The sequence below is a fragment of the Scytonema sp. HK-05 genome (assembly GCF_963872035.1).
In the GTDB taxonomy this organism is placed as follows: domain Bacteria; phylum Cyanobacteriota; class Cyanobacteriia; order Cyanobacteriales; family Nostocaceae; genus Kalymmatonema.
The window spans coordinates 71,872-84,172 of record NZ_CAWMYC010000095.1; the positions used below are offsets into that span (position 1 = coordinate 71,872).

Genomic DNA, 12,301 nt, shown 5'->3' on the forward strand with positions numbered 1-12,301 from the left:
ACCATATGCATATCCTGATTTCTGCTCTACACAGACCTTCAAAACCAACTGGTGTTTGTAGACATGCTGTAAATCTCGCTCAATGTCTTGCGGATACTGACCAAGTTACCAAAGTTACCTTAGTTGTAGGAGCATGGCAAAAAGATTACTTTGAAAAATCTTTTACTATTTCTTCAGATAAAATAAAATTATTTAGCGTAGACATTAAAAATAACTCAGTTTCTAGAAATATCTGGTTTTTATTCAATTTACCAAAACTTGCCAAACAACTCCATTGTGATATCGTCCATCTTTCATTTCCACTTCCATTTGTTCGCTCACTTTTTCCCTGCCCAGTCGTTTCCACCATTCATGATATGTATCCCTATGAGTGTCCGGAAAATTTTGGCTATCCAAATGTTATATTTAATCAATTATTCTTGAAACAATGTATCAACAATAGCGATGGATTATCATGCGTATCAAAACGTACATTGGAATATCTAAAAAATTATTTTCCAGGTATTGAACAGCGAAAAAAAACTACTGTAGTTTATAACTATGTAGATTTCAGTCATCTTGAACCAAGAATTCCTAATGGTATAGAGAGTAGTATTAATGCTCCTTTCTTACTTTCTGTTGCTCAGCATCGCAAGAACAAGAACCTAGATATTTTAATACAGGCATATTCTCTACTGCTAAAAAATAATCAGCTAAAAGGTTCAACTAAGCTTATTCTTGTTGGTAGCTCAGGACCTGAAACGGAAAATATTTGTCAACAAATACGGGCACTTTCTCTACAAGATCGCGTGCTAATGCTTTCATCAATAGATGATGATGAACTGTGTTGGCTGTATCAAAATAGTGAACTTTTAGTAGTGCCTTCTTCATCAGAAGGCTTTTGCCTACCACTAGCTGAGGCACTATATCTTTCGTGTAAAGTAGTCTGCTCAGATATTCCGATCTTTAGAGAAATCGGCTCATCTAACTGCACTTATTTTGAACTACAAGGCGAGCGTGTCCAAAATCTTTCACAAGCTATTATTTGCTCCCTAGCTCAGCCTCATGATGATAATATTTCTCCTGATTCTCGTTTTTCCAAAGAAAAAATAGCACATCAGTATCTAAATTTTTACTCTATATTAAAATAATTTAAAAAACTTAGTATTTATATATTTTTTGAATTCTGACTATTATAGCCTAAAAATAAATTGAAACTAACAAGCTTGTCAAAGCATGTACAATAGCAACTCCGTGAACAGACAGTTTCTCAAACCAACAAAAAAAGTATATCTTACCAGTTTAACGTTAATAATAACAGCCTTTGCTACTGCTTTTTTCCCCCGCATTATTAGTGCAGTAGGTGCCCCTAAAGCCATCAATTTTGTACATTTTTTGCTTGTTCCATTTGCTTTTCTAGTTGCGATAACTAAGACCCCAACCAAGGATAGGAAGCAAATTGCAATTTCATGGGAACTTATAACTGCTTGTCTGCTCCTTCTTGGGATCATGATCGCCAGTGCGCTTTTGAATAAGGCAGGTGTGATTAATGTATTCTTGGGTTTCATGATACTTATTGAGCCTTTCCTGCTGCTGCTGGCGATAGTTTGTATCCCCCTAACGACAGCAAGTTTTAAAAAATTGAGAGCTTGGCTACTAGGTTCTGCCCTGATTAACCTATTGGTGGCTTTGGTTCAGAAACCTCTTATAGACGCAGGTAAGCTTAGCGTTGGTCAATACACTCCGCAGGACGCTATTCAAGGGGTATTCTATTTGTCAGGAGCTGGCGGTTATGTATCTTGTTCCGTTTCAATAGCCGTTGCTTTGTACTATTTTCTAAACGCTAAGACGGTTTCTATTTGGATGCGTGTATTTTGGTTACTCGCTGCGTTTTATCAGATGTTAATTTCCGACTCCAAGCAGGTATTGGTTGTATTTGTGGTAGCCTGGGTACTTTTGTCATTTACTAAAATCCACAATTTTGGTAAGGTGCTAATGTATTTTATAGGCATAGTTATCTTTCTTTTAGGTTTTTATTGGGCTGTGGAAAACCTAGACATACCAGGCTTAGATGGTTTTAAACTTTGGTTTTCTAGGACAGATCTTTACGGTCCAGATGGTGAGGCTGTTAATCTTAAATTGGCAGGAATTCGCATTATCCTTTCTTACTATAAGTCACCCTTAAATTGGTTGTTAGGTCTTGGTCCCGGTCATACCGTTAGCCGATTAGGAGGGTGGTTTTTCCGGGATTATTGGGATCTGCTGGCTCCGCTAGGGGCTACAACTCATCCTGTAAGCATGGAAAGCTGGAACGTTGTAAACGCTAGTTGGCTTGCTCTTTCGTCCTCAATGTTCATGCCTTTATTCAGCTGGGTTGGCATCTGGGGAGACTTAGGGTTTTTAGGTCTAGGGGCTTATCTGTATCTTGGTTATATCCTATGGAGTCGTCTTGCCAAAGATGACTTTTCCCGGCTGTTGATACTCACTATGTTTGTCTTCGGTCTAATTTTTACTCAGATGGAAGAGGCTGGTCAAACTCTTACTGTGGCTTTTTTGATTGGTCTGCAATGGCAGGAGCGACAGATTGCTCGTCAAGCACGTGAGCGCTCTTTACACCTGAATGCAGATGCAAACAGTTCCCTAGAATTCACCTGAGGTGCGAGCAGTCATCAACCAGTAAAAGAAAGATTGGAAATACAAAACTTTGTCCTGCAAGCGTTCCCTGATTTGTATGTGGTACAAAGTTCTGCCAAGAAATCTATCTGAAGTCCCGACCTCATGAAAAAGTTGATTGTACACTTGGGGTAGGAGAGTAGTTACCCTAGGCTCAGCTTTCACCTGCTGCCAAATTTCCTCTGGCAAAACCACTCCCAAAAGATGATGCGCCAAAAAAAGCCCTAGAAAGAGTATTCGTCTACAGCCCCAGGTGCTAGCTTGTTTCAGCACTTTCTCCCAATTCAGGTTAGGGTTATTTTGAATAAGTGTAGCAATATCGCACAGGCATGCTAAACGTGTCCACATGTGTCTAGATGCGTGTACACATAGAATTGGTAACCAGTCTTCGTTGGATAGGTTAGATACAGTTGTACCCGCTAAGGAGAATGGTTCCAAGTCTTTCCATAAGTGTTGAGGTTCGATGCGAGATACATATTTTGGTGCAATTCGCCAATGAACTTCTATAAAAATTCCTTTATCATCATGAATAAAGTCATAGGTATGCTCAGTTTTAGATTGCAGATAGGCAATTTCCTCTGCATACGTCATATTAACTTTGCATCGGTATCCTTGAGTCAGCAACAGCTTCTTGACTGCAAAAATATCTTTCTGTTGAACGATAATGTCTAAGTCTCCGAACTGCCGCAGAGCGACGTTACCGTATATTAAGGACGCTAAAACTGGACCTTTGTAAGGCACTGCCACAATGCCTTGTTGTTGCATCAGACTTAGGAGTTTGATGAGTTCTCCTGTTAAAAACAAGTTGCGCCCAGCGATCGCACCAAAGAAGCTGCGGAGTTGATTTAGGATAGTTTCTGGTACAAACTCTGGGCAAATGGTGTTGAGGCGCGTATAAACAAGGGACACCACACTATAGCTGTGTGCTTTTTGAACGAATTTTTGCCAGTCGATGTTATTTTCTTTGACCAAGCTTTTGATACGTGCAGTAGTAGCATCATCAACTTGTGGACGAACACAACACAAAATAAGCTCTATCTCTGGCAAAGCATGAATTGCCTGATTTTTTATATTAAGTTTAGATAAAGTTTTCATCCGAAATGAGGAATAAGTTTATTTGATGTTGACCGATTTGAAATGGCGTACCTAAACAACTCCACTCTCTACACTTGAACTTTCACTAGTCATTTGCATTTGCTCAAACCAAGATTTGGCATAAAAACCACCCAAACCAAGCAGTTCGTCATGACTCCCTGACTCTACAATCTCGCCAGCACGCATTACGTGAATGATGTCTGCTTGCATTGCCAAGGTAAAGCGGTGAGTAATAACAATGGCAGTGCGATCGCTTGCCAATGTGCGAAATCTTTCCAACCAGTCGTGTTCAGCCCAAGGGTCCATAGCGCTAGTCGGCTCGTCTAGAATGATTATTTGGGCGCGTCTAAAAAATGCCCGTGCTAGCGCTAAACGCTGCCATTGACCCCCGCTTAACTCAGCTCCCTCAGGGAATAATTTACCCAACATAGTATTGTAACCTTGGGGTAAGCGCAGAATTTTATCGTGAATACCTGAGGCTTGAGCTGCTGCTTCAATCTCTGCCTGATTTGACGCTGCCCATATATCACCCAAAGCAATATTTTCTCCAGCTGTGGTGTAGTAGGGAATATGAGACTGGAACAAAACAGTAATTAACCTGCGGAATTTATTTACTGGGAACTCGCGTATATTTGTGCCGTCTAGTTCAATGCTTCCTGAGTCAGGGTCATAGAAGCGGCATAAGAGCTTGATGAGCGTACTTTTTCCAGCACCGTTATCACCAACAATCGCCACAATTTTGCCTGCTGGCAGCACCAGGTTAAAGTTATCCAATACTGGTTCTTCTGTACCAGGATAGCGGAAGGTGACTTGCCGAAATTCAATTCCCTGCGTGAGTATTGATGGTATCGGCAAAGGATTGGGCGGGTCTACAATTTTAGGTTGGATTTGTAAAAATTCAAATAAGTTACCAATGAATAAGCTATTACGGTAAATTTGCCCCAGATTACCTAACAATGTCTTAATAACGCCTTGTGCCTCACCAAGCGCCTGTAAAAATACAGCTAAATCCCCTAAAGTTAAAACTCCCAGCAATACTTGCCGTCCCATCCAAAACACAGCAAAACCCAACATAGCCAATGCGATGATGGTAGCTGCGAAGCGACCCAAAGTTTGCTGCCTCAAGAGCCTGAGTTGTTCCTGTCTAAGTTGCTGACGCAACTTCTTATAAGACGACTGGAAGTAATCACCAAAGTCAAACAACCGCACTTCCGCCGCCGTGGAGTTATTAGTCAATAGCCAATCATAGTACCCTAGCCATCGGCGAGCAGTCGTAGTCCGCTGCGACCAGTTATACTGAACTTTATTTAAATACATCAATATATAGAATGCAGGAAAGGCACTGATGACTAAAAGCAAGGGGAGCCAAAAACCGTAGGGAATCAAGATTGCTGCTACCGCAAATAAAGTCACGCTGTTTTGCAATAAACTGCCAGTACTTTCTAGTAAAGCAAGCGATCGCCCACTCGCTCCCTCCCTGGCGCGGTTAAGCTTGTCATTAAACTCTGAGTATTCATAAAAGCCATAATCGACAGTCAGTGATTGTTTATGAATCAAACCACTTATGTAGTCGTTTACTAATTCTGACTGAGCTGTACGAATCCATTCAGCACAAGCATTGAAAAACTCCCCCAAAAGCAAGATACTTGCCATTAACCCTATTGGCATCAAAATTTTCTGAAGACTTTCCCAAGAAAAGCCACCTCCAGCAACTACTACCAGATTATTAACCAACTGTCGGGTTAGGGTAATAGAGATTGCTGGCAACAATCCTTGAACCAGCAGCATGATCATCCAAGCTACAGTCCAGTAGTGTGACGCTGCCCAGACCAAGCTGAAAGTTTTGTGTAGATGAGATAGTATTGTATTTGCGCCACGGAGTTTCCTAAACAACCTAAAACCCCCCTGAGTTAGGGATAGTGAATACAGTTCGAGTTTATTTGACGGATAACAGATAACTAAATGTTGTAGCTAGGGAACTCTCGCTATCATTTTTTGGTCAAAATCTTTAGTGTTGATTTGTGCCAGGTCATCCTCAATTAACTTTACAAGTTCTGGTAAGTCTGTCAGGGAGGGTTTGCGAGTGAAGCGACAAAAAGTTACATTATTAATAAGTTCAGAACAAAGACGCATATGGGAAGTCACAAATTGTGGATTTGTCACTAAGCTAATGGCACGAGTATGACGCACTAACTCGACAAAGGCTTCTTGGGGTTGTAACTTAGTAATCTTGTGAGCGCTTCCTTTATCCAGGACATAAATCCGCTGAAGCGGTAAGGGAGTTTGTTGGAAACCACGTTCAAATTTGTAGGAAAGTTTGGGTGAATTTTGAAAAACTGGAGATAACCTGTCAGTATCTTGTCCCAGAGAAGCTACTGCTTCTGGAAAAAGTTTGAACTGAGGATAGGCAGGAATGACAATCGGGGAATCTGAAACAAATTCGATAGGCATGACGTCATCTGTTAATATGTCATATCCCTTGGTATGGAAAGCTGCTGCCAAAGTTGACTTACCCCAGCCTGAACCACCCATAAATGCTACAGCCTTATTGTTGATGTCCACACAGCTAGCATGGAGAACTAGCAGTCCCCGTTGCCGAAGCAGTATAGATAGTATAGGACCCAAAAGTATAGTGCGCAGGAGAGCTTCTTCGACTCCTAAAACAGGATCAATGACAACTTCACGTCCCCTTTGAATGAAAAACTTGCCTACTTCTGCCACTTCTCCTTGAAAAGTGTTACCGCCATCATGTTGTGTCTCCCTTGTATCATTGATTTTGCCAAACTGCACAATCACGTCTGGCTTGCCTTCGCTCTCCATCAGCTCTGGTAGGGGCAGTTCTGAAGCAATGCATATATTGTAGGCTTGATAAAGTTTCATATCTTCAGCGTGTTTCGGCAATGTGGGGATGGAGGCTTAAGTTGTCAGCAATTGTACAACTTTATTTACTACAAAATCGCTATGATAGGCCGGTTGAATTGCTACAGCGACAAACCAGAAATCTACTGTTCTTCACATAGCAATCGATGCAGTCATACAAGTGTTATAAACTCAATCCAAAGATTGTTTCTGTAGAACTATTTTCCTTAAATGCTCTTAATGCTTGGACTTACAGTGTGGCTTGGTAGCGGTAGAGACCGCAATAACCAAAGCCACAACCAGCCAAAATGTTGGACTTACTACATGATCGAGTTGTAGTCAAACCACAAACCAAGATCACTGCTCTAGTAATCTATCGCATTAGTTTTAAAGGCTTGGTAGTGAGCGCTGTCTTCGCTCAAATAGTCTAGGACTAAAGTCCTTACTACGAACTTATACAACGATCATAATTAATCCGATGAACTACTAGCAGCAGAAAAAATGATTTGCTTTTTGAAGTAAGTCCGAGTTTATGCATCCAGAGTGATATTCAATGAAATTTTTGAATATTACTCTAGGGTTATTTCGGTGTATAGCTGCCCTGAGGTACGATATCCGCGTCTGTAGAACCAGTGGTGCCACTCACGACAGTACCGGGGGCAACGCCATTCGGATTACCGGTGAAAAAGAGGAAATCCCTTCTTGACCCCGGTCCATATAGTTGGGTGATTGCTTCCACACTTCCATGATTGGTCAGTTTAGGTGCGTTGTAAGTTTTTTTCATGAGTTGAACTCCTAGTTGTCTATCCACTGTGACGACTTGTTGGTTGTGGTAGTGCTCCCTGGTCATTGGACTTACGGTGTGTCTTGGTCTTATATAATGATTGAACCTCTCCAAAAATAAGTTTGGAACCCTGATGAAAGCGTCGTTGATTTTTTATTTCTGGAGAGGTCTATTGATTAAGCCAATCTACAACCTGCCAAGAGGTTGGACTTACGGCATCAGTTGCTTGTAGTCGAGCCACAAAGCCAAGATGAGTGCCTGCCAAACTGCCATGCTGTCTTCATCGCTAACTTTGTTACCATCACAGAGCAATCGCTGATATGCTCCTTGTAAAATATCTAAATTAATGTAATTTTCAAGGCTGCCTAATTTGTCGCGCATGACCTCTTCCAAAAGTTGGCGATCGCGGTTGAGGAGTCCGTCAGTGAAATTTGGCGATAGATCCGCTTTTCCCCCACGCCATTGAACTTCTTTTGGCAAGATCCCCTCTAAGGCGCGCCTCATCACTATCCGACCCCATCCTTGGTAGAGCTTGTGCTCCGATGGCAATGCTAGACAAAATTCAATCAGTCGTTTGTCCATGAACGGATGACGAGCTTCTAAGGAAAACATTGCCGCATATTGATCCATCTGCTCTAAAGTGTAGGCTAGTAACCCTTGGTTAAAACTAAGCCATTGCTCCTCTCTAACGCTAAGGGGTTGTTTAGGAGAACCTTCCAATTTCTGGATACGCTCATCCAAACCAATACACTTTGCAAAGTTACGATTGACTAAGGGAGTCTGGCAGGCTACAGGGCTGACGGATTTGTCTTGTTTATACGAACGGTACCACCATTGCCACATTGCTTCTGGGACCAGATATTTGAGTCCGTGCTGCAAAATCAACTTTTTGCGCGAAACACCAAAATGCTTGTGGATTTGCTGCACCGCCTTGGCAAACGCTATCCAACGCCACCCCTTTGCCAAATCCTTGAGGTATGGCAGACCATGACTCAGAAGCATAGTATAAGCTGAGACATTAAAGTTTTTCGCAACACCTTTGGCTTCCTGTATAAAACTTTGCCAATCTCCTTGCCGCGCCAGTTCCGTGAGTCTCATAAAACCGTGACTGACTGTGGTATCGCCATCAAAACCATCGAGGCTAATTCGCAGTCCCAGTTCCTTAATAGTTTTGTTCAAATGCCAAGGATAAAAATGACTCGGTCCTAGTAGAGCTTCATCTTCATACTGGAAAATTTCATCTAGGTTAGATAATGGACCAAACTCGTCTCCATGAACGTAGTGAGAAATGAAACCCCCCTGCTCCAACACTGCGTTAATGTAGGGGCGTTCGTCGCACTCAGTAATTTTATCAAAAATACTAGAGATAGTGTGTAATTTAATTTTACCAGACTTCGTAAGTAAATCCCGCGCAACACAGGACACAGCAGAAGAATCTAATCCACCGCTCAAGTGGCTGACGATGGGAAAGGCACTCCGCATGCGACAACTTACAGCCTCTGTGAAGATTTTGCGAAATTCCTCTGCATAAGCTTCATGAGAAGCTAACCGGATTTCATGATGGGGGTTAAGTGACCAGTAAGACCATGACCTGATACCAGACTGGTTTACCACCATACTGTGGGCAGGGGGAAGCCGGATAATGTCTTGGTAAATCGTGATGGCTTTGTCTTCCATCATCAATGCCAAGTAGTCGGCAATCCTGACCTCATTCAAGCGGCGTGGTACTTGCGGCAAACTAACGAGTGCTTTTATTTCAGAGGCAAAGAGAAAGGCTTTACCTGCTTGATGATAGTAGTAAAAGGGCTTGACTCCAAAATGGTCTCTAGCACAAAAAAGTTTCTGCTTGCGCTTATCCCAAATGGTGAAGGCAAAGTCACCTAAAAGATGTTCTGGACATTGCTCGCCCCATCTTTCATAAGCTGCCAAAATCAACTGGCTATCTGTGATTTTTTCGGGTGGACAGTTATCAAACTGTAACGCACAGATAAGTTCATCGCGATTATCTATGCGTGCATCGGATGTCATAACCAAATCGCCAGTTTGACTGACTAAAGGTAACTCCTCTATAAGTGATTCCGGTGTTGTCCATAGCATCCGATGTCCAAAACCAACAGATCCATCGACCCAAATGTCTGCACCATCAGGTCCCCGATGCGCCAAGATATCAACCATCTGCCCCAAGTCTGCACTGTCTACAGGGCGACCATCAAGGTAGTATATGCCTATAATGCCGCTCATAGTTTGACTCCTTGCAGAGATGGCAGTGGGATAAACCGAGAAAGGTCTGGAAGATTGCCGATCGCCACCCGCCCCTGATACTCTATCCAAGCGTGAGCCTCTAATTTTCCTTCCTGTCCTTTGGCAACACCTATACGGAGTTCAGGAGTATGACCGTGGTAACTCATCAATACTTGCGTAGTCAAAGCACGGGCTAGACACTTAACACCACCTGGCATATAGCGGCTGGCTGCGTTCACAGCCCAAACAATCTTGCTTACGGAAATTTGGCTTTTATCCTCACAAGGAACAAGAAAATTTGATTTGCTAATCTTTTGCAAAAGCTTCAATAAATTCCGAAAGGGTAAAAGCCATAGCCCTAGCCTAATTGCTGCCAGTAAAATAAAGGTGATGATGAAAAGAAGATGGCGATGCTCCCAAAAGGAGCTGCCCAAAGGGCGATCGCCCTTGGCGGGGCTTTGCCCATCGCGTATCTCCTTCGGAGACGCTGAGCGCAAAGCGCACGCTCCGCGAACGCGAACGCGTAGCATGTCCTGAGGACTCAGCGGGCCCTCTGCGCCATTACCCTTAGAAAGGTTGAAAAAACTAGACAACCGTCTCATTCTTAACCTCTATTAGCCCTGCATCTTTCAAATTGTCTAGCAGTGCCAACAGATCGCTTATACAAATTTCTGGTTCAACTTCATACTCTTCCAGAAGCACCTGCTTAATATCTTTCACAGACTTGGGTTGCTCAATCAAATTCCAAATTCGCGCTCCCGCTTCATTCAAACCGTGGTATACACCCGATTTGAGGTTCAGGATGACCGCTTCGCCGCCGAGATCGGAAGATATTTGCTCTACAGCAGCTACTACTATCGACGATTCTGAGATTTCGTACTTTAGTTGTTTTGAACTCATCATAGCTAAAGTCATTATCGATGTGTAATTCTGCTATGGCTACCCAAATAGCACCTTGCCTAAACAAGGTACAGTGCCAACATTTGAAGGTTTGTGCCTATATTAAGTGATGCAACTGGTGCATCCACTTCTAAAACTTCCCTGATATTAAAGTATTTGCAATTCTGAATGTATACCTGCGTTTTCTATTACGCAGTGGTAGATTCCTACTTAAATAACCAACCCTGTGTATAAACTCTGGAGATGCTTGTATTCTTATCTTAGTATAGGATAAATGAATTTCCTCAATTTCTCCACAAGTTTATAAAAACAACACATTCAGATAAAATTATCCGAATTCTCACGGAGAACCTTGATTATAGGAAGTCTGCTTATTCTTCGATAAAAATATTAAATTGCTGCAAGCCGACTGAAGATTTTTTGATCTGGTAAAGCGAGATCCGAGAAAACTTCTACATACACTATGAATGCCAATTGTTATAAACTTTGGTATTTGGCTCTATAAAGTAAAGTTATGATAAGCCAGTTCTTATTGGGAGCTTATATCATCAAGTAAAGCTATCCACATATCTGGTGGTTCAGAGTAGTAATCAATTTCCTCAACTTGATAGCGACAAGATTTAGAGCCGTTATATAAGATGATGTAATCGCCGCGTTTGATACCTTTACCCTGTCCTGTCATGTAACCTTTAGCCTGGTTATCAGCTAGTTCAAAAACATAATCACGTCCACTGACATATTGGGTATAGTCGTAGGTCTTAGTTTGTGAGTGTTTAATTTTCTTTAGTATAAACTTATATAACGATAAGAAAATGATATTAAGGTTGACGCCTGACCTGGTATATGACATAAGTGATTCGCAAAAAAATAGTGGTGACACTAAGGAGTTTTTTCTCTTACAAGTGGTAAATATCAGATTATGAGATTCATCACAATAATTCTGGGTCAAAGCTAAATAGTACGATAGATATTTTAATTTAGTGTTTGCAATGAACAAACAGTTGAACTACGCAAAATATCAAGGCAAACACATGAAAATTGCAGCAGGATTTAACGTGGTATAGGGAGTCAGCGTGCTGTCAGCAACCAAAACCTATTGCATACCGCTAAAATCCATACTCGCTCTTGTTGTCCCTAAACCCTTACTACCCCTTGGGCTAAATCATAAGAAAACGGATCAACCTTATATAAGTAGATAGGTGGAAATAAACAGAACTACGTTAAGAAATGTAAAAACGCCTAAAACCCTTACTAATGACGCCGGACTAATGACTGCCAAAACTTGTTAACTTTATTTGTACCGACCTACTTATTTCTTTACTAAAATATGTACTCTTTTCGGCGGCAGCAAGGCAGTTTGTCTTCTTGTAATCCAAATATGTACTACTTGAAACTGCCTTGCTGCCAAGGTTGCTCCGTTTTCTATCACTTTGATGAAACCCCTGTGTGCTTGATACTCGCTACAATATTTCAAATTTCAAGTTGCATTTCTGGTATTTGCCCGAAAACATCTGTCAAAGTACTTGACACGACCCTAGGTGTCGCTGCTATATTATGTAAGGATGAAATTGTTGGGGCGTAGCCAAGTGGTAAGGCAGCGGGTTTTGGTCCCGCCATCCCTAGGTTCGAATCCTAGCGCCCCAGTATCATAAACGGTAGGCTGTGAAGTCTACCGTTTTAGTTTTTCCATTGTTCCTTACTCAGCAGTCAACATGAAATTGATGTGTAAGTGTCATCTGTAGTGAACGCTGTCTTCCCTAAAACGCTTAC

General features: G+C 41.9%; 11 protein-coding genes and 1 tRNA gene. 3 read left to right on the plus strand and 9 right to left on the minus strand.

Annotation, left to right across the window (positions count from 1 at the left end; genetic code table 11):
* Positions 1–5: 5 nt before the first annotated feature.
* Positions 6–1,130, plus strand: coding sequence for a glycosyltransferase family 4 protein (locus AACT52_RS14700; RefSeq protein ID WP_073631778.1), 1,125 nt, complete (start codon positions 6–8; stop codon positions 1,128–1,130).
* Between the two features lie 78 nt (positions 1,131–1,208).
* Here AACT52_RS14700 and AACT52_RS14705 read toward each other — a convergent pair whose 3' ends face one another.
* Entirely contained in the window at positions 1,209–1,547 is a 339-nt protein-coding gene (locus AACT52_RS14705; RefSeq protein ID WP_233153943.1) for a hypothetical protein, read from the minus strand.
* Here AACT52_RS14705 and AACT52_RS14710 point away from each other — a divergent pair.
* Positions 1,546–2,634 (plus strand): hypothetical protein, encoded by a 1,089-nt coding sequence (locus AACT52_RS14710; protein ID WP_233153944.1) that lies wholly within the window; start codon positions 1,546–1,548, stop codon positions 2,632–2,634. The genes AACT52_RS14705 and AACT52_RS14710 overlap by 2 nt on opposite strands.
* On the opposite strand, the gene AACT52_RS14715 is transcribed toward AACT52_RS14710, so the two are convergent.
* The 8 genes from AACT52_RS14715 to AACT52_RS14750 all read right to left on the minus strand — a co-directional run bounded on the left by AACT52_RS14715 (position 2,620) and on the right by AACT52_RS14750 (position 11,381).
* Entirely contained in the window at positions 2,620–3,747 is a 1,128-nt protein-coding gene (locus AACT52_RS14715) for a nucleotidyltransferase domain-containing protein (protein ID WP_073631700.1), read from the minus strand. The genes AACT52_RS14710 and AACT52_RS14715 overlap by 15 nt on opposite strands.
* Before the next feature lie 51 nt (positions 3,748–3,798).
* Positions 3,799–5,640, minus strand: a complete 1,842-nt coding sequence (locus tag AACT52_RS14720) for an ABC transporter ATP-binding protein (protein WP_339374987.1) — start codon at positions 5,638–5,640, stop codon at positions 3,799–3,801.
* Positions 5,641–5,718: 78 nt separating this feature from the next.
* Entirely contained in the window at positions 5,719–6,627 is a 909-nt protein-coding gene (locus AACT52_RS14725) for a hypothetical protein (RefSeq protein ID WP_073631704.1), read from the minus strand.
* A gap of 559 nt (positions 6,628–7,186) precedes the next feature.
* On the minus strand, positions 7,187–7,456 hold the full coding sequence (locus AACT52_RS14730) for a lasso peptide (RefSeq protein ID WP_233153945.1): 270 nt from the start codon (positions 7,454–7,456) through the stop codon (positions 7,187–7,189).
* 144 nt (positions 7,457–7,600) lie between these two features.
* Positions 7,601–9,631: a lasso peptide isopeptide bond-forming cyclase gene (locus AACT52_RS14735; RefSeq protein ID WP_073631706.1), complete on the minus strand. Its 2,031-nt coding sequence runs from the start codon at positions 9,629–9,631 to the stop codon at positions 7,601–7,603.
* Positions 9,628–10,161 (minus strand): lasso peptide biosynthesis B2 protein, encoded by a 534-nt coding sequence (locus AACT52_RS14740; protein ID WP_083630323.1) that lies wholly within the window; start codon positions 10,159–10,161, stop codon positions 9,628–9,630. Before AACT52_RS14740 ends, AACT52_RS14735 begins: the two co-directional genes overlap by 4 nt.
* Positions 10,162–10,216: 55 nt before the next feature.
* Positions 10,217–10,531 (minus strand): PqqD family peptide modification chaperone, encoded by a 315-nt coding sequence (locus AACT52_RS14745; RefSeq protein ID WP_073631784.1) that lies wholly within the window; start codon positions 10,529–10,531, stop codon positions 10,217–10,219.
* A gap of 529 nt (positions 10,532–11,060) precedes the next feature.
* Entirely contained in the window at positions 11,061–11,381 is a 321-nt protein-coding gene (locus AACT52_RS14750; RefSeq protein WP_073631708.1) for a hypothetical protein, read from the minus strand.
* A gap of 722 nt (positions 11,382–12,103) precedes the next feature.
* Between AACT52_RS14750 and AACT52_RS14755 the strand changes: the two genes are divergently transcribed.
* Positions 12,104–12,175 (plus strand) — tRNA-Gln (locus AACT52_RS14755).
* The last annotated feature ends 126 nt before the right edge of the window (positions 12,176–12,301 follow it).